Annotated in this window: 12 protein-coding genes; 8 read left to right on the top strand and 4 right to left on the bottom strand. The window is 48.3% G+C overall.

Annotation, left to right across the window (positions count from 1 at the left end; genetic code table 11):
- The first annotated feature begins 30 nt into the window (after window positions 1–30).
- Both ACFOLF_RS07705 and ACFOLF_RS07700 read left to right on the top strand, forming a co-directional pair.
- Window positions 31–2214, top strand: a complete 2184-nt coding sequence (locus ACFOLF_RS07705; protein ID WP_210037863.1) for a hypothetical protein — start codon at window positions 31–33, stop codon at window positions 2212–2214.
- A 96-nt stretch (window positions 2215–2310) separates the two neighbouring features.
- Window positions 2311–7221: an RHS repeat domain-containing protein gene (locus tag ACFOLF_RS07700; protein WP_210037862.1), complete on the top strand. Its 4911-nt coding sequence runs from the start codon at window positions 2311–2313 to the stop codon at window positions 7219–7221.
- Between the two features lie 430 nt (window positions 7222–7651).
- On the opposite strand, the gene ACFOLF_RS07695 is transcribed toward ACFOLF_RS07700, so the two are convergent.
- From ACFOLF_RS07695 to ACFOLF_RS07680, 4 genes are read right to left on the bottom strand one after another with little or no spacing between them, the layout of a single operon-like run.
- On the bottom strand, window positions 7652–8401 hold the full coding sequence (locus ACFOLF_RS07695; RefSeq protein WP_210037861.1) for a PHP domain-containing protein: 750 nt from the start codon (window positions 8399–8401) through the stop codon (window positions 7652–7654).
- Between the two features lie 23 nt (window positions 8402–8424).
- The gene (locus ACFOLF_RS07690; RefSeq protein ID WP_210037860.1) at window positions 8425–9189 is read right to left on the bottom strand and encodes an energy-coupling factor transporter transmembrane component T family protein; all 765 of its coding nucleotides are present in this window, start codon (window positions 9187–9189) and stop codon (window positions 8425–8427) included.
- Window positions 9167–10969, bottom strand: a complete 1803-nt coding sequence (locus tag ACFOLF_RS07685; RefSeq protein ID WP_210037859.1) for an ABC transporter ATP-binding protein — start codon at window positions 10967–10969, stop codon at window positions 9167–9169. The genes ACFOLF_RS07690 and ACFOLF_RS07685 overlap by 23 nt, the downstream gene beginning before the upstream one ends.
- Entirely contained in the window at window positions 10966–11826 is an 861-nt protein-coding gene (locus ACFOLF_RS07680) for a cell division protein FtsQ (protein ID WP_210037858.1), read from the bottom strand. Before ACFOLF_RS07680 ends, ACFOLF_RS07685 begins: the two co-directional genes overlap by 4 nt.
- A 187-nt stretch (window positions 11827–12013) precedes the next feature.
- Between ACFOLF_RS07680 and ACFOLF_RS07675 the strand changes: the two genes are divergently transcribed.
- The 6 genes from ACFOLF_RS07675 (at window position 12014) to ACFOLF_RS07650 (ending at window position 18936) form a co-directional block, all read left to right on the top strand.
- Window positions 12014–12853, top strand: coding sequence for a MurR/RpiR family transcriptional regulator (locus ACFOLF_RS07675; protein ID WP_210037857.1), 840 nt, complete (start codon window positions 12014–12016; stop codon window positions 12851–12853).
- Between the two features lie 155 nt (window positions 12854–13008).
- The gene (locus ACFOLF_RS07670) at window positions 13009–13395 is read left to right on the top strand and encodes an iron chaperone (protein WP_210037856.1); all 387 of its coding nucleotides are present in this window, start codon (window positions 13009–13011) and stop codon (window positions 13393–13395) included.
- Window positions 13396–13513: 118 nt separating this feature from the next.
- Window positions 13514–14410 (top strand): helix-turn-helix domain-containing protein, encoded by an 897-nt coding sequence (locus tag ACFOLF_RS07665; RefSeq protein ID WP_379219431.1) that lies wholly within the window; start codon window positions 13514–13516, stop codon window positions 14408–14410.
- Window positions 14411–14490: 80 nt separating this feature from the next.
- Window positions 14491–15915: an apolipoprotein N-acyltransferase gene (locus tag ACFOLF_RS07660; protein ID WP_210037854.1), complete on the top strand. Its 1425-nt coding sequence runs from the start codon at window positions 14491–14493 to the stop codon at window positions 15913–15915.
- 227 nt (window positions 15916–16142) lie between these two features.
- On the top strand, window positions 16143–17060 hold the full coding sequence (locus ACFOLF_RS07655; protein ID WP_210037853.1) for an NAD(P)/FAD-dependent oxidoreductase: 918 nt from the start codon (window positions 16143–16145) through the stop codon (window positions 17058–17060).
- Between the two features lie 364 nt (window positions 17061–17424).
- A complete protein-coding gene (locus ACFOLF_RS07650) occupies window positions 17425–18936 on the top strand; it encodes an MGH1-like glycoside hydrolase domain-containing protein (RefSeq protein ID WP_210037852.1) in 1512 nt (503 codons plus the stop codon).
- The last annotated feature ends 28 nt before the right edge of the window (window positions 18937–18964 follow it).

Genomic DNA, 18964 nt, shown 5'->3' with positions numbered 1-18964 from the left:
TTGCTAATATGATAAGGAGATGTTTGTAGAATGAAACAGTTCATACGGAAATTCAGCACAGTCAGCATCCTTTCCCTTTTTCTTTTGAGTCAGACGGCACTTGCGGCTCCAGTTCAAAAAAGCGACAGCCCATCCACAAAAAAAACAGTAATTCTCTCTGATGCCGGAACGACATTATCTGCAGCAGAAAAGTCGGAAATTGCCACCGATAATGTCAAATATAAACGTCAGCTGGGAAGTAAAAAAATAAAAAAAGAAATAAAGACAGAGCGAAAATCTAACGAGAAGCACTTTCAGCTTGAGGATGGCACCTACATGGCTGTAATCTCTTCTGAAGAACTTCATTATAAAGACAGCAAAGGAAATTTATCAGATATTGATCCCACCATCACAGCCACAAAATCGAAAAAAGCAACAACAACCGCTGTTGGAAATGTATCCGATTTTAAGGTTGACAAACTTCCATTCCATCTCGCCATACCGAGCGATATTCAAGAGGGCTATGCGATCGATTCCGGAACGAATGAATTAAAATTGATCCCTGCCCTATCCCATTCTTCTGTAGGCAAGCTTGATCAAGAGTCAAAGAACAAAGTAGTTTACACCAATGTTTGGGATCATACGGATGTACAGTTGGAGTCGGGAGCGGAGGGAATTAAAGAGAATGTTATTTTAAAGAGCAGTGATGCGCCAACAACTTTCCGTTATGAAGTTGTGGGTCAATTAAGCAAAGACTTGGAAGGTCAAAATGTGAAGCTGATGCCAGTATGGCTTAAAGACGCATCGGGTGAAACGAGAGAGGTCAAACAAACGTTGATAACGGAAGGAAACCGGAAGTATCTGGTGCGTCAAGCGAATACCACGTCCATGACATATCCAATATCCATAAATGCTGCAGGATTTTGGACGTCGGATTTGTTGTCATATGATGACGGAAGCATGATTTATGATATCGGTATTGCAAAAGGAATAACGGTTCAAAGTTCAATTATCTATATTAGCGCAGGATGGGGTTTAGTTAATGTGCATGTTTATACTCCGTCTCGTTCTATTGATGCTAGTATTCCCCAAATTACTGAAGGAACAGAATATTATGTTCAAGGAGGAGTGAATTCATTCTCTCTTCCTACTGACAATTTACTCTATATGGATGCTACCGGATTTGCCAGTCTCATCATTTCTTATACGTACGAGCTAAATGAAAATACCTTGGCCATTGTTTCTCCATCAGTTGGTGAAGTAGTGAGCGGTGCATATGATATGAAGTTTAAACTCCCTCAGGGGATCACGATCAATTCCTACATAAAAGTGTTTTTGTCTTTAGACAACGGGAACACATGGCCTAAAATAATTTATAGTGGCCTCCCAATAATTGGATCCACCTTAACGGACATTACCGTGCATGTCGACTTATCCCAATTTAGTTTCACAACACAAGCTCGTATTAAGGTTGATTTGGGCGGCAGTGGTATGGCAGTGTCAGATCCCTTCACTATAAAAAATCCTTTGACCTTTATTTCTCCATCGGCAGGTGAAGTAGTAGGCGGTAAGTGTGATATTAAGTTTAAACTTCTTAGAGGTAATGCAAGTTCAAGTGAGAATAAAGACATGGAAGTGAGCCTATCTTTAGACAATGGGAATACTTGGGAGCCTAGATTACTTTATCTTGGGAAACCAACAGAAGGATCTAATCCGATGGAAATTTCCATACCTGTCGATATATCCTATATTAGTTTCACTACCAAAGCTCGTATCCAGGTTAGATTCTTGGCCGATAACAGTTCGATGGTGTCAGATCCCTTCACGATAAGCAACCCTCTGACCATTATTTTTCCCTCAGTTGGTGAGGTAGTAAGTGGAGAGTATGACATGAAATTTAAACTTCCCACAGAGAACTCAAGTACAAGTGAGAATAGAAACATAATAGTGAGTCTGTCTATGGACAATGGGAGCACATGGCCTGAAATAATTTATTATGGACAACCCGAAATAGGATCTGATCCGACGAACCTCTCTATACATGTTGACTTATCCAGATTCAATCTTTCCACAGAGGCTCGGATTAAGGTGGACGTTTTGGCCGATAATAGTTCGACAATATCAAATCCCTTCACTATAAAAAATCCTATAGTGAAACCAACTGGAAAAGTGATTCAGACCTACCACTATGATGAGAATGGGAATTTAACTGAAATCATTTATCAAAATGCATGAGGTATACGAGATAGGTAAGGAAACCATATGCCCCCATCCATTTCAATCAATTACAGAGCAAATCTTTATTTATAGTCATACTGGGAGGATTAGAGCATGAAAAAAATAATCAGTGTTCTACTAATTATTTCTATACTCGTATCAAGTGTAAATTTTTCTACTGCTCAACCGATCTCAAAGAAGAACAGCAAATCCGTTACAAAACTAAGTAGCATAATAAGTAACGAATTCAATAACGAATCGGTGAGTATGATTCCGCCATCCGACCCTGTCTTAGCAGATCATCAACCCAATCCAATTATCTTTGACGAGAAAGGTGGGATTGTACTCGGCCTCATGCCACAAGTTGTTGATGTCGTGTACAGGGGTGTAACCGGATCTGTCTATGGAAAACCAACTGTTTCAGATTCCGTATATGGCAGAAATTTGAGCGCGTTTGCGATCAATGCCACTCCGACTCCGACTCCCGATATGTTAAGCGCTATTAAGAACTTGAGCGTTAAAAACACGCAGGCCCCTTTTCAAATCAACAAAGGCGAAGAAAGCATATCATCTATGAATGGTAGTCTATCCTTGGATCATGAGGACCTCTTTTTACCTGGAAGAAATGGGCTTTCTTTCAGCTTAACTCGCTACTACGATTCTTCTTCCTCTAACTTGTACGAGAAGGAATTGGGTTTTGGCCAAAATTGTCTCTGTGCCATATATTTCGATGCTGATGTATATACAGAAACATACAACAGTAATACGGGAGCAGCATCTAAATCACTAAATTATTCAGGAACGCTTCGTATGACTTATTTAAATGTAAATGATAACTCGTTATTCGATACTTACGATGGTGATAGATGGATTGGTTATATTAATGTTCACGCAGGTAAAGAGGGGTTCAGTTCCAATTGGTCTAATCCAGATTCGGGGGGCACTATCAATCGGCAAGTTCAGTACATCAAGCCAAATCCTAATGCATATATGAAGGATGAATCCCAAATACCATACCCTCCAACCATTGCATGGAAAGACGTAGCAACTGCAAAAACATATGAAGAAAAGTTATACCCTATCGGAAAGGGTTGGTCATGGGATATTCCTTATATAAAAACGGAACCGTATACCAATACCAGCTATTTAAGTTTGGGACGTAAAGGGACCTACGAGATTGGCAATGGAAATGGCTTACCTGGTTATAGTCTAGTTGGTTATCCATGGAAGGATCTTTATATCGGAGCCGACCAATCTGTAGTTGTCAATGAAGAACAGTCATGGACGGTTGTGAGATCTATAGAAGGGATTTCACAGTACTTTGCACAAGATGGTAGACTTATCCAGATATCGGACCCATACAACAATACAATCCAATTTAAATATGCTGAAAAAGGAAAGTATGGAAAGGTCCTTATATCAATTACAGACGCCATTCAAAACTCTATCAATATTGACTACGATGATTCAGGTGTTACTCTTCGTCAGGGAGATCAGGTAGTGCGATATAATAAAAGCTTTATTACGAGATACAATCCGCGACCTGGCTATGAGGCACTAGATACTGAAGTATTGACTAAAGTAACGGACCAAGCTGGTAGAGAAACAAGTTATTGGTATGAAGAACGAAACACGAAGTTTAGCGTAACAAATGCGACTCCTTTAAGGGAGAATGCCTATCTGCTGCTGGGTAGGGTTACTTACCCAACAGGAGCCTATACGTCTTATACTTATGAACCACAACCAGTAACACGGCCTATCGGAAAAGAAGCGGTTGAACAAGAGTATCGAGTTGCTTCTCGAGAAGATGTTGCATCTAGTAAAGATATAGAAACAGGTATTTACAATAAATCATCCTTTACCTATCAATCCGATATGAGCAGCACTTATGGTCAGGATATCGCCAGTTTTGGAAGCACGATGAGCAATGGCTATCTTACAACCAAGTATGATTACGAAAAAGATTTTATTGACGAAGATACACCTGCTGTAATCTATGCCAAGAATATCGTTGAGTCAGCTGGGGATGAAAGCAGGACCACAGCCTATCTATATGATCGCGTACGCAAAATAACGTTACCTATTCAAACCACAAGCACATATCGTAAAGGGGATCGCAACGGAACACCTGCTATCGATAAAGTCGCCTATGACGATTATGGGAATATCCTTATGAGAACCGATGTGATGGGTATTCCGACCAATTATACGTATGACCCAACGACACATTTACTAAAAAACGTTTCGGAGAAGGTTAATGCGAATGTAACCCGCAACACAGATTATATACGAAATGATAAAGGGACGATTACCGAATTCACGATTATAGATCAAACAGGTACATTACTTGCACATTCGAAATATGAGGATATCGATATTTACGGAAACATCAAGAGATCAACTATTTATGATGACAACCAGAGTTCCGTCTATCTAACGGAATATGGCTACTCGGGCGCGTTTCCTACGAAGCAATCCATCAATGTCACAAATGCTGATCAGCAAACCAATACCATTATTCAACAGTTGGATTATGACCCGACAACCGGGCGGGTCACCTCCTATACCGATGGGAAAGAATACACGACTCGCTACCAGTATGATAAGCTGGGACGGTTAATCACTATGACAAATCCGGATCAGTCGAGCAAAATCGCTACATACGATGATGCGAATAACACTGTGAGAACAACGGATGAGACAGGTGTTCGGAGTACTCAGAGTTGGGATTCATTAGGCCGGAAAATATTTGAAGGTATTTTTGATACCACTAGTACTACCATGTCGCTTAGCTATAAGTATGATGATATAGGACGTCTTAAACTGGAAGAGGAGGCAGGTCGCCACCAAACAACGTATGAGTATAATGCGTGGAATCAATTAATCAAAACCAATTTGCCGACTCCTAAGGTATCCAGTTCCAACGTGAAATATGATAAAATTGAACGTACAATAACCACTACGGATCCGGAAGGGATTCAGACGCTGTCCTACTATGATTTATTGGGTAGACAAACAGCGACGAAGATAGATATAAATGAAGGGAAGGGGTTTCAGAACGTTAATTCGACGCAGTATGATTACATGGGGAATACCGTAGTAAGCACCGACGCGCAATATACAACCTCATATGTGAATGATGCCTTGGGACGGCTAACCAAAGTCACCAATCCTAAGCAGGAGTCGACATCGTATTTTTATTCGTTGGCTGGTAATCTGAAGACAATTCTCTACCCGGACGGAAGGTCGATCCATAAACAGGCGGACCAACTAGGAAGGCTTATTAAGGAAACTGACCAAACCGGACAAGTAGAGAAAAGTTATTACGATGCCAATGATAACATAGAACGATCAGTCGATAAAAAAGGGCAACTTTTTACGTATCAGTATAACAATCGAAATCTTCTTATTTTTAAAAACAGTCCGTTTGATATGATAGGTTATGGATATGACCAAGCTGGCCGACGCAAAATGATGGTCGACAGTACAGGTCTGACCAGTTATAATTACAAACCTACAACGGGGGAGCTAACGGACGTAACATTCCCTGACAAGAAAAAAATAACTTATACGTATAATAGTCAGGGTCTTCGCGAAACGATGACAGATCCATTTGGTTACAGGAATGTGTACACGTACGATGGTATGAATCGATTACAAACCGTGGGGCCATCCATGACCAAATTTGATGCGGAGTATGAATATTATAATAATAATATGCTAAAGAATATCAAGCAATTAAATGGAAATACCAGCACCTATACCTATGACGGTTATTCCATAGATACGTTGACGCAAAATAAATCCAATGGGGTAGAACTAAACTTTTTTGATTATGGCTATGATGGCAACATGAATATGCTCACCCAAGTCGCCAAACAAAATGGTGCATCTGGCCCGGATGGCCCAGATGGCTCCGATCAGACGTTTGGCTACACGTATGATGCTCTGAACCGAATCGAAACCTCGACACAGTTCATGGAGACCTATGGGTATGATAATCGAGGCAACCGGTTGACGCTGCAAAGCGAAACGAATGCGCACGTCGCTTTAGGAGATACCTCTTATGCTTATGATGACTGGAACCAATTAACCAGTGTTGCCAAGGATACCGGTGAGAAGGTAAGTTATAAATATAATGGGGATGGCCTGCTGGTAGAGCGGATGGAAGACAATGCCACCGTTCGTTATTATTATGATGGGGATCAGGTGGTTGCTGAAGGGAAGGTGATCAATGGCGTTGTGTCTGCTAAAGCCCAGTATATCCGTGGACAAGGACTGGTTGCGGGAATCGGCAGTAGTGGGAAGTACTACTACTTGCAAAATGGGCATGGAGATGTTGTTGAATTACGAGACAGCACAGGGAATACCAGTCTGAACCGGTATACTTATGACATGTGGGGAAATCCACTGACCACCGTGGAAACAATCGCGAATCCGTTCCGATATTCAGGGGAAATGTGGGATCAGACAGCGGGGCTGCAGTATTTACGAGCGCGGTGGTATGATCCGAGCATGGGAAGGTTTATATCGGAGGATACGTATGAAGGGCAGATTAATAATCCATTGACTCAAAATCTATACGTATATACGGCAAATAATCCCTTGCGCTATAGCGACCCTAGTGGACATTGTTTTTGGGATGCATGTATACTCGAAGGAGTTGCTGTATATGCGCTTGTCGCTGGAGTTGTTGCTGCGACGGTTGTTGTTGGAGCGTATGCTTCGAAAGCCCTTGATGATGCAAAAGCAAATGTATTCAACTCTGAAAAAGCAGATATTCCTCCTGCCGAAGATATAGTTATTCCACCAATACCAACACCTAGCGAGTCCCCAAATGACTTTATAAAGCAAAGGGGGAATCAAGGGTATAAGGAAAAAAGTACAGGGCTTACCTGGAAAAAAGATCAACTGCATAAGGATCATTGGGATTTAAGTGACAGCAAAGGGAAAAAGGTAAAGGAAGTAGATTTTAATGGAAAACAAATATGGCCAAATGGAAACAAGAATAAAAATAAAAAATAAATTATACTTGGAGAGGATTATGGTATGAGCCATCCATACTTGGAATATGAAGAGACCCGTTTATGGGAGATTATAAGTAAGGCTATTGACGACTTGGTCGAAAATGGAGATTTGGAAGAGAAAACGAAACGGGAATATATTGTCGGTTACTTATATAAAGTCTTAATCGACAATAAGTCCTCCTAAAGTAAAAACAAAGATGATTGATGGGGAGATAAGCTGCTACATGGATTCCTCATTAGGTAGAGAATGGGCCGGAATGCCCGGTTATGCTGCAGAGAGTGATCATTGAAAAATCATATACGGATGAAAGCCCGGTTAATTTCAACCGGGCTTTCATTCGTTCACATCAAACATAACCTGAGACTTGCAGTTGCCAGCAATGACGCACCAGAGCAGGGAAATGCCGTACACGTTGCGGTTATCCTGATCAGCACTGGCCGGCCAGCTTCATCGCCCGCTTGGTCATGCGTGCGGCGAACACCTTGAGCGAGGCGTAGCTGGAGACGCTGATCTCGTAGCTGCGTTCCTGAAGGCAGCGGCGGATGTCTTCGGCTGTCAGGCAATCGCGGAAGAGCCTGTTCCTGACGCAGCCGAACTGGATCGGCAAATGCGAATCGCTGCCGCACACGACCGGTTTGCCCAGCTTGGCGCCAAGCTCGCTTAGCCTGGCTTGCGTATCCGGCTGCTTGGCCAGATCCTTGCCATTCAGATCGAACGCGTCGAACCGCCGCAGCCGTTCCTCGCCCAGGTGAAGCAGGGGCGTCGAGTTCCTCGTCGGATGCGCGCCGATCTTCAGCACGGCGAACGAGTCCGCGGTATCGAGCACCTCGTCGAAGGTTGGAAAACGCGGCTTCTCCAGCCGATCCGCAAACTTATCGTGTATCACGCGGATTTGCGCCTTGTTGCCGATCAGCAGAATATGCCCCGTCTCGATAATATCGATTTCCATCCCGGTAAAAACCTTAAATCCATCCACATCATAATAGTCATGCTTGTAGGGATAATGCCGGTCCAGCGTCTCATATATCCGGCTGTAATGGAGGGTGTTGAAATGCTCCGTGAGCGCCAGGGCGTCGAGCCCGTTCCGGCGGGCGCTGCGAATCATTTTATGAAAATAGTCCATGGAAAACTCAAGCTTTTTTGACATTTTCGTATGCGTGTGAAAATCGATCCACATCGTGTGTTTCGCCTCTTTCCGCCTTAAATCGGGAACATCCGTCCGATAGCAAAGATGATGGTCAAATACAATGCGGTTCCGGCGACGAACAGCGCGTCCCGGTAGGTAAGCCGCAGATAGGAGAGCTTCAACCGTTTCGCCTCCGGGTTGTGCAGGGCGTACGTAAAGCCTTTGATCTCCAGCGCCTCGACGGTCGTGCGGGTCCGCTTGGCCGTGCCCAGCAGCATGGGGTAAAAAGCAAGAACGGCGATCCGGCCCAGGTAGAACAGCTTGCGGCTGCGCAGCCATCTTCCGCCTGTCGGCATCCGCCCTCTTAACCGGAAAGAGCTGATAATCTGCTGATACTGCTCCACCAGAATCGGTATCATCCGGTACCCGTAGGAGATGCCGAAGCAAACCTGCCCCGGAACCTTCAGGCTCAGCAGGGCGTCGCTGAATTTCTCCGGGTCCAGACTGGCGAATACGGCGACGCTGACAAGCGCGACGGCGAGCAGCTTGAACGTCAGCGTCAGCATCGATGCGAAAGCCTCAAGGTCTCCGCCGATCACCAGCGCCAGAACGACCAGATAGATGAGGTTGCAGAAGGTGCTGAACGCCATCAGCGCGATTATGAGACCGCTGACGCGGGAGACGGCAGCCAGAACCAGCATCGTGAGAAACAGCAGGACCAGCACCGTCCGGTTATAGATGAACCAGGGCATGGTGGCGAAGATCAAATACCAGAGCAGCAGCATGCGCGGGTCGAACCGGGTCAGAAACGTCTGCTTATTGGCGTAGGCGATGTTCATGAGCGTCAGCTTCAATCGCTCCAGCGACAGTCGCTGCAACAGCTTGTCGATAATCGTTCGCCTCCTTTCCTCCTGCGGGCCACCGACGGCAGAACGCCTCGACGCTCAGCGCCGGCGGCTGGAGGGCGGCCGCCTGGCTGAGCAGCGCGATTTGCGGCGGCTGAAGATTGGCCGCCCTCATCAAGGCCGGGTCGGCGAACAGCGCCTGGCCGTCCGTATCCGCCAGCACCCGGCCATGCTGGAGCACGATGATGCGATTGGCCCAGTCGGCGGCAAGCTGCATGTCATGCGTCGCGACAATAACCGTCTTGACATAAGTGTCCAGCCGCTCCAGCATGCCCGTGATCTCCTTGCGGCTTGATATATCGAGACTGGCTGTCGGCTCATCCAGCAGCAGAATTTGCGGGCGCATCGCGATCCCGATGGCCAGCGACGCCCTGCGCTGCTGGCCGCCGCTGAGCAGCCGGCCATCCCTGTCCTGAATGTCCTGCAGGCGGAACTGCGCGATCATCCGGTCAACGAAGGCCTCGTAATCGGCGGTTTTGCGGGCTTTCAGGAAGTAGGCGATATCCGAGCGGATGTTGTCGGCGATGAACATTTCCTCCGGCTGCTGATAGATGAAAGCGACCGATTCCGCCAGCGCTTCGGGCGTAACGGTACGTGTATCCCGCCCTAAAACTTCAATCATGCCTTCCGACGGTTTTGCCAGGCCGGTGATGAGTCTGAGCAGCGTGGACTTGCCCGCCCCGTTGCCGCCAACAAGCGCAACCCGTTCCCCTTCGCGAAAGGTCAGGTCGATTTGGCTGAGCACGGTGTTCCTTCCTTTTTCGACCGTCATATATCGATGGGTCACATGCCGGAATTCTGCGACGGCAGCCCGTTCGATCAGGGGGGGAGCGTCATCGCCTGCAGCTGCGCTACCAGGGGCTGCAGCGGCATCGGAAGACCGGTCCGGCGCAAACCATTTCTTCGCCTCCTCGAGCCTGATCGGGTAGGGCTTGCGCTCCGGATATATCCGCCATGCGGCCTGCGTCACCTGAGGAGGATGAATCTGGTGCGCCAGCAGCGTCTCCACCTCGTTCAAGGCACTTGCCGTCTCAAGCTTCCAGGCGACCGATCCTTGCTCCATCAGAACGGCATGCTTGCAGTAATCGGCAATAAATTCGGTATGGTGCTCAATGACAATAACCGTTGTGCCGAATTGCTCATTGACCGTTTTGAGCGTGTCATAAATATGGACGGCACTCAGCGGGTCCAACTGGGCGGCCGGCTCGTCGACGATGACAATTTCCGGTTCCATCGCGAGTGCGCCTGCCAGTGCCACCCTGTGCTTCTGCCCTCCGCTCAGCTGCCAAATGTATTTATTGCGGATCGGCTCGAGACCGAATCGATACAGCATTTCCTCAGCCTTTACCTTGTAGTCGGCAAAACCGAAGTTCATTCTTGCGAACGTCAGCTCATCAAAGACGGTGGGCCGTATCAATTGGTTCTCAAAATCCTGATACACATAGCCGACAAGCCTGGACATTTCCGCTACCGAACGCGTCATCGGGTCGGTGCCGCCCACCGAGACCGACCCTTCAAAATCTCCGGCATAATAATGCGGGATAAGCCCGTTAAGGGACTTGCAGAGGGTTGACTTGCCGCTGCCGTTGCTGCCCATAATGGCGATGAAATCGCCTTTGCCTATGGATAAATGGACTCCGCGCAGCGCCATTCCTTCATCGCCCGGATAACGGAACGAGACCCCGGACATTTCAATAATGGGAGCTGCGATCATAGCTTTTCGGCCTGCCGGGGAATGCTCTTGCGGGAGGAGAAGGCGATCAGCATCACCGCGATTGCAACGAGAGCGGCGATCCCGATCCCGACCCAGACGAAGCCTCCGCCGTATTGATCGATGAAGTCCGGCTCCCAGGCGCCAAGCTCCAGCGATTCTCCCAGTACGCCGAACAATACGGCGATGATGAAGATGCCTGCGCTGAGCGCGAGCAGACTGCCCGCCGCGGCGCGGTAGGAGGAATTCGTGCGCGGCTTGATGCCCAGCAGCGGCTCCAGCTTGCCGTGCAGCCGCGGAAGCATGAACATGGCAGGGAGGATGCCGACGATAATGCCGGATATGATCCATTCGTTCACATTCTCCACCAGCTCCAAAAGAACGATGCTTTGAGGCAGCCCTTCAACGGCCTCAAGCTCGCTGACGCCTACCGAAACCTTGATGACATCGGCTACTCCCCCGAGCAGCTGCTCGATGCCGATGCCGATCATGCCCGCTATCGCAATATTGAGCCTGTTCTTCGAGTTGTTCACCAGCAAGCCGGCAATGTACAAGCCGATGAACAGCGTCAGCACCCCTTCGAGTTCCCCGATGCCCCCGAAATCGCCCATCAGCAGGTCGCCGAAGATGACTTCGCCAACCGCGGCCCCAAGCGCCGCATAAAGCGGGTTGAACAAGGCGACAAGAATGAGCCCGACGAATCCAAAGTACGGGATGCCGATCTCGATCGGACCGATCTCCACATCGGGAATCATCTCCGTGACCAGATCGGCCAGTCCAAAGAGCGCCATCGATAAGACAAACACCATTAAATTTTGGGACTGATTCTGCGGTTTCCGGTTGTACGCTGCGGTTTCCATACTTTCTTCACCCTCCCATAGTTCGTTCCATGCAATCATAAGAGAGGAGCATCACGGGAGCGTTAACGCAGTGTGTTCGTTTTGTAAAAAATATTTCATAAACTTAAAATATGAAATAAAATTATCAAAACAAGTTGAGATTTCCTTCGGGTTATGGTAGAACGTGTAAGAGAGGAGTCGAATTGCCATGCATCAAATTCGGTTCGAGGCTGAGCGGTTGACAGCAGGCCACCGGAAGATCGCCGATTATATCGTCAAGCATTTGCAGAACATCCCTTATATGACGGAACAGGATTTGGCCGCGCAGACGGGCATCAGCGTCGCGACGGTATCCCGGTTCTGGAAGTCTGCGGGCTACGCCAATTTCAAGGATTTCAAGCGGCAGCTTCAAGGCGATGCCGCGCCGACGCCGGCAGGCAAAATGGCAGATAAGCTGCGCAAGGTCGCCGACGATGATCTGGCCGGCAAAATGCTGGAGCTGGAAATCCGTCATCTGGCCATCACGATGGAGAGGCTGTCCCGCGAGGATTTCCAGTTTGCCGTCGACAGCATGATCCGGGCCAGGCAGATATTCGTGTATGGCTCGGGACCTTCCCATTCGCTCTGCGAGCTGCTTTATTATAGGCTGAACCGGTTCGGGTACCGGGTGAATCATATTTCCCGCGGCGGGTCTGAATTGTTCGAATGGGCCGGCCAGCTTGGCGCATCCGATGTCCTCATCGTGTTTGGCTTCGCCAATACTCCCCCGGAAGCGAAGGTGCTGCTGGAACTGGCGCGGCAGGCGAACTGCCCCTCCGTCCTGGTGACGGATGCGATGGTGTCCGAGCTGGTGGATCTGGCCGACGCTGTTCTTTATACCTGCCGGGGGGAGAGCGGAGAGTTTCATTCGATGGTGGCGCCCGTTGCGCTGGTCGATTCGTTAACCGTCGCTATGGCCAAGCAGGACGAGGAGCGGGCACTCGCCAGCCTTCATCGGCTCTATGATTTAAGACAGCGCCTGGCGCCGTCGATGCAATACAAACGCTAGAGCGCGCTGAGCGCACATGAAGCAAACAGAGGGCTGCATACAGCAGCCCTTTATTCCATTTACGGATAAACAGCAATCTGGAAGTAATCGAAACTGGTTCATTATGCTATAATTTACCTGTGTTTTTCAATCCTTTACTGCGCGAGGAGGCAAATATGTCATCCACCAAAAAAAGCAATTTTCAAACGGTAGACGAATATTTCGGCAGCTTTCAAAAGGAGATTCAAGACTCGCTGGAACAAATTAGGCAAACCATTAAAAATGCCGTGCCTGAAGCGGAGGAAGTGATAAGCTATCAACTGCCGGCATTTAAATATCATGGGATGTTGATCTATTTCTCCGCCTATAAAGATCATTATTCGTTGTCATTTCCGCCGCCTTTTACAGTATTTGAAGTTTTCAAACAAGAATTGTCGCCCTACGAGGTATCCAAAACCACGATTAAATTTCCTGCAGATAAACCGATCCCGTTGGAATTGGTAAGCGAGCTTGCCAAGTATCGAGCAAAAGAAAATTTGGAAGGCAAACAGAAAAAACGATAGGGTTGAAACCGGGAGGGGGTGCGGTCTGTAGTTTGTCGTTTGCAGACCTCATATTTAGCTCCGAGCCCGGGGGCATTCAGCAGGACATTCACCGCTTTCGTGAAGCAGCCCTTCCCGCATGTATTTCGAAGTTGCAAAGCCGGAGGTGTGCCAGATGAGCTATATTAACATGATCCAGAGGTCCATTCTATTTATCGAAGATAATCTGTTTAACCCATTATCGCTGAAAACTGCAGCTGGGCATGTACATATCTCCCCCTGGCATTTCCACAGGCTCTTTCGTATGGTGGCAGGGGAGCCCGCGGCAGTGTATATCAGGAAACGCCGGTTTTCCATAGCGGCCATGGAATTGCTGGAATCGAATAAACGGATCATTGAAATTGCGGTGGAGCTGGGTTTTGCAAGTCATGAAGCGTTTACGCGTTCCTTCAAGCAGGTGACCGGAATAACGCCGGAGCAATACCGGATTCGCGGATTGTCAACCTTTCATTACCCCATGCTCTCCTTCACAGATAACGAATTGTTTTCCACAGCCTCCTTCCCCACAACTCCCGATGTCCGCATAATCTCCCTGAATTCACTGCAAGTCTCCGGTTTACGCCTGAAGGGTCTGAATATATCTGCGTCATTCAGCATGGAGCACAATCAAAAAGAAATCGAATGTTTATGGAGGTCCATTCATCCTGCGGTAGAGTTTCACCAGGAGCAGGCCGGAGTGATTATTCCGACAGGCGGAACACGCTTCGATTATTTGGCAGGTCTATTGACGGATCTGGCGCATCCACACTGCTTACCCGGTAATTGGGAAGTGTTCAGCATACCTAAACGAACCTATGCCGTTTGTTCCCACTGGGGCTCTCTTGCGGATCTGCCGCATTTGTTTAAGTACATGGTCGGAAATTGGCTTTCGGAGGCCGAGTTTGAGCTTGTATATGGGCCGGAACTGGAGCTTTATCGGTTTGATCCTGAGGGTGGACGGGTCATTGATATCCATATTCCTGTCCAAAAAAGGTAAAATTCCAAGGCTTACATTAGCAAGAATTGTCAAGTGAACAGTATCCGGTTCCTCTAAGCTGTAAAGCAAGGAGTGAGACTATGTATAAACCCGTGTATCTGTTGCTTGCATTTTTGTTGTCCGCAGTGTGCTTCTATTTTTCAGGAGATTACGGCTGGCTGGCCTGGTTTGCCCCGCTTCCCATTATGGTGATCGGTCCCGGATTGTCCGGCAGATTCTTGTTCATGGGTTCGGTGCTGAGTTATTGGTCAGGAAGCATGAGCTGGTGGAAGGCAGAGAGCTTTGTTGTGTCGGTTCCGTTTTTCCTGGGATATCATCTGCTGTTTGCCTTGGTTTTTGCCCTGATCATGGTCTGGGTACGCAAAACGACGATTGTTTGGCTATTTCCCATAGGCTGGACGGCGTTCGAGTTCGTGGTTGCGCTGTTTTCTCCCCAAGGTACTTGGGGCAACTTGGCTTATACCCAAACGGATTATCTGTTCCTGATGCAGAATGCGTCGATATCCGGCATATATGGCATCGTATTTCTTGTTTGTCTATTTCCAGCCTGCATCGCTTACCTTCTAAGGCAAAGAGATTGGAACCGGGCCAGGTCGATGAGAGCATCTATTCTTATTCTGAGCATCCTGGCAGCTGCGGGGTGGGGGACTTTCCGTATTCAGACTCCGCATGCCGAAGAAGCCGTGAGGGTAGGGTTGACGGCTTCCAATTATACGGTTCCCTTCGAGGAATCGATAGATTCAGGCAAGAATACCGCATTTATAAAGGAATATGTAAACCATGTTGCGCAATTGGCGGATCAGGGTGCCAAGCTTGTTGTTCTTCCCGAGAAGTTGGTTTTTGTAGCATCTGCCGATCAACAAGAGATGGAGGAGATATTCTCCAAATCGGCGTCGGATAACCAGGTTTTCCTGGAAGTCGGCGTAAAGCTGAAGCAAGAGGATGGCATCTATAATAAATCATGGATCTTCTCCCCTGACGGCAAAAAGATTGTGGACTACGACAAAATTCATTTGGTTTCCGGGTTGGAAGACGGGTTCGTTGCCGGGCATGAAACGGCGCGGTTTAACGGGTTTAACCGGCGAATAGGCACAGTCATCTGCAAGGACATGGATTTCCCGGGAACGATTAGAGAGTATGGAAGAGAGCATGTCGGAATGCTTTTGGTGCCGGCATGGGATTGGGAAGGATCCGAGCGGATTCATTCCCGGATGGCCATCGTTCGGGGGATCGAAAATGGCTTCGCCGTAGTCCGCCCGTCCAAGGAGGGGCTGGTAACGGTATCGGACAGGTACGGCCGGATATTGGCGGAGCAATCAACTTTTGATTATAAGGATGCCTCCGTCGTTGCCGACGTTCCTGTTTCGCCGCTTAAGACGCTTTACAGCAGATGGGGAGACTGGTTCGGCTGGTTGATTCTAGGAGGCGCAATAATAGCGGTTTTTATTACTTTTCTAAAAAGATTTGCCCCGAACAGAGCAAAACTTGACGAGGATGCTTATTAGATCTATTATAGATATATAAAGTCTATAAATGCCGAAGCTAAATGATTCATTGAACCGTTTCGGCCAAAGAAAATAACATTGCAGTTATAAGCAATGGTTATTTTTTTGAGACTAATATAGATATTATGGATATTTTAAGTCTTCATATGAGCGGGAAGTTAATAGTGGGACTTTTTGCTGCAGGTGAATCGTATTGCGGATCATCAAGATCTCAAAGGGAGGCTATCATGGAGAAGCTTATCGATGTAGGGATTATTGGCGGCGGGCCTGCCGGGTTAAGCGCAGCACTTGTGCTTGGAAGAGCGAGAAAAAGCGCGGTTGTTATTGATGATGGACGGCCGCGCAATCGGGTTACCCGCGAAATTCATGGTTTTCTAACCAGGGATGGCATCCGTCCTCACGAATTCAGGCAAATTGCGAAGGAGCAGATCAGCGTCTATCCCTCCATCCACTTCGCGGAGGATACAGCGGTAACGATCACGGGAACGGATGGGGACTTTCATATCGCAACGGCCCAGGGAGCAGCTTATCGGAGCAAAAAACTGCTTTTTGCCTCAGGCATGAAGGACCTCCCTCCCGAAATTGACGGGTTAGCAGAGGTATATGGCAAAAGTGCCTTTGTCTGCCCTTATTGCGATGGTTGGGAATTGCGGGACCAGCCGCTTGCGCTGATTGTCAAGGGTGCCAGGGCGCTGCATTCGGCTAAAATGTTATCGGGATGGACGAATCAATTTTCAATTTGCACCAACGGACCTGATGAATGGACGGATGAACAACGCGGGGAGCTTAAGCAGCATCAGATTCCCGTATTTGACTCGCCGATCAAGCATATCGAATCCAGCGATGGTATGGTGAAGCGGGTCATGCTGGAGGATGGCAATGACGTTCCATGCAAAGGAATATTCTTTGCGCCTGTGCTCGTTCCCGGATCCGACTTGCCGCAAGCATTGGGTTGTCAGGCCACGGAAGCGGGGGCGATCATCGTCGATGCCTCAGGCAAAACAAACGTGCCGGGTGTCTATAGTGCCGGCGACGCGGCTACGGAGCTGTATCAGGCGATTACGGCGGCATCAATGGGATCATTGGCCGCTGCGGGCATAAACGGCGAACTGCTTTCAGAGGCCTGGAGATTGAAAGGAAATTGAACGCACAGAAGCTCTGCAAGGGGAGGCTGTTCCAGTGTCTTGGGGAACGGTGTTTTTTGAAAAAGGGACTTTATACAGGAATTGAACCAACGGCTGAACTTTTGTTCAGTCGTATTTTTTTATTGACAAGCCTTGAATACACCAACTGGGCCATGATGGTTCGGCCCCCGTTTTCATTTTATATAGATATGTATCAAAAATGCTTATATCAATCACCATCTGCTTGAACCAACTGTCATACTTACCATAATCTTTCGATGGATATTTGAATTGAATGGATAATCTGCTGGAATTAAAATTTTAATAGATAGGGAACAAAGCCAACTGCTGAAGAAAGTAACCTTTGAAGGAGGCTCCGGTAGCCGTGAATTATTATGACAGGTACGTCACAAGTGAGCTGGTCAATGAAAATCGGTTTCTGCGGATGAGGTTGGAGCACAGTGAGCTTCCCTCATTCGCGGATTCAGCCTCCAAACTGCCCCAGCCATTCTGGGAAGGACATGAGGACGCAATCAGGACGTATTGGAAAGCCTGGGAACTCGCGTTCGGGCATCTCCGTCAGGCGAATGAGGACAATGGATTCATAGCGAATTATATCGATACCGCATTTAATGATGATCTGTTTATGTACGACAGCAGCTTTATTGTCCTGTTTGCTGCTTACGGGCGGCGCGTGTTTGACTTTCAGCGTACCCTGGACAACTTCTATGCCAAGCAGCATCCTGACGGTTTCATCTGCCGGCAAATTCGGGAGGAGGATGGAACGGACGTATTTCACCGCTTCGATCCGTCCAGCACGGGACCTAATGTCATGCCCTGGGCCGAGTGGGAATATTTTCGGACTACGTCGGATGTTGAACGCCTGGCTGCTGTATTTCCCGTTCTGGTTGCCTATCACCGCTGGCTGAGAAATTACCGGACCTGGCCCGACGGCACTTATTGGGCCAATGGCTGGTCGGGCTCCGCCGACAATTTGCCAAGACTCCCGGGGAGCGCAAGTCTGGAGAAGGACAACTTCTTCCACTACCATCTGGTCTGGTGCGACAGCTGCCTGTTTCAGCTTTTTGCCGCGAAGCTGCTGATATCCATGGCGTCTGTACTTGGAAGAGAACAGGACATTCAGGACATAGCCGGTGAGTCGGTTCGTTTGGCCGATTTTGTCAATGATTGCTTGTGGGATGAGAGCACCGCATATTATTACGACAAACAGCCGGATGGGAAGCTCACCGGCTTGAAAAACATCGGCGCGTATTGGGCGCTGCTGGCCGAAATCGTCCCGCTTAACAGACTGGATCGTTTTATCCGGCATCTTGCCGATCCTCTTGCGTTCAACCGGCCGCACCGTGTGCCTTCATTGTCAGCGGATCATCCGGCGTACAATCCGGCCGGCGATTACTGGGTGGGAGCCGTATGGACGCCGACGAATTATATGGTGCTGCGGGGCCTTCGCCAATCCGGCTATGAGACGCTTGCGCAGGAGATCGCCCGGAACCATCTCGATCAGGTCGTGGACGTATTCAAGACGACAGGGACCCTATGGGAAAATTATGCGCCTGAGCAAGCGGCGCCGGGAAATCCGGCAAAGCCGGATTTCGTTGGATGGGGAGGGCTGCCGCCTATCGCCGTCCTGTTTGAATATATTTTTGGCCTTCAGCCCGATGCCCGTCAAGCCAGACTCGTGTGGGACATCCGGTTGCTGGAGGCTCACGGCGTGTCGCAATATCCCTTCGGGCGCGAGGGTCTGATTGATTTGTCCTGTTCGAAACGCGCCTCGGGATCGGAGCGGCCGCAATTTACGGCAGCCGCCAATGTTGCTCTGGAGCTTGTGGTGAAATGGGATGGAGGGCAGGAGACCGTCTATATCCATCCCAAGTAACCGGAATTCTCCCTGCCGGGGAGGATAT

It is taken from the genome of Paenibacillus sepulcri (assembly GCF_042647105.1).
GTDB lineage: Bacteria > Bacillota > Bacilli > Paenibacillales > Paenibacillaceae > Paenibacillus_Z > Paenibacillus_Z sepulcri.
This window is presented reverse-complemented; position numbering and strand designations above follow the sequence as displayed.

Excerpts from the sequence above, each read along its gene's own strand:
- ACFOLF_RS07705 (WP_210037863.1), top strand. The coding sequence starts at position 31 with ATGAAACAGTTCATACGGAAATTCAGCACAGTCAGCATCCTTTCCCTT.
- ACFOLF_RS07700 (WP_210037862.1), top strand. The coding sequence starts at position 2,311 with ATGAAAAAAATAATCAGTGTTCTACTAATTATTTCTATACTCGTATCA.
- ACFOLF_RS07695 (WP_210037861.1), bottom strand. The coding sequence starts at position 8,401 with ATGTGGATCGATTTTCACACGCATACGAAAATGTCAAAAAAGCTTGAG.
- ACFOLF_RS07690 (WP_210037860.1), bottom strand. The coding sequence starts at position 9,189 with ATGAACATCGCCTACGCCAATAAGCAGACGTTTCTGACCCGGTTCGAC.
- ACFOLF_RS07685 (WP_210037859.1), bottom strand. The coding sequence starts at position 10,969 with ATGATCGCAGCTCCCATTATTGAAATGTCCGGGGTCTCGTTCCGTTAT.
- ACFOLF_RS07680 (WP_210037858.1), bottom strand. The coding sequence starts at position 11,826 with ATGGAAACCGCAGCGTACAACCGGAAACCGCAGAATCAGTCCCAAAAT.
- ACFOLF_RS07675 (WP_210037857.1), top strand. The coding sequence starts at position 12,014 with ATGCATCAAATTCGGTTCGAGGCTGAGCGGTTGACAGCAGGCCACCGG.
- ACFOLF_RS07670 (WP_210037856.1), top strand. The coding sequence starts at position 13,009 with ATGTCATCCACCAAAAAAAGCAATTTTCAAACGGTAGACGAATATTTC.
- ACFOLF_RS07665 (WP_379219431.1), top strand. The coding sequence starts at position 13,514 with ATGTATTTCGAAGTTGCAAAGCCGGAGGTGTGCCAGATGAGCTATATT.
- ACFOLF_RS07660 (WP_210037854.1), top strand. The coding sequence starts at position 14,491 with ATGTATAAACCCGTGTATCTGTTGCTTGCATTTTTGTTGTCCGCAGTG.
- ACFOLF_RS07655 (WP_210037853.1), top strand. The coding sequence starts at position 16,143 with ATGGAGAAGCTTATCGATGTAGGGATTATTGGCGGCGGGCCTGCCGGG.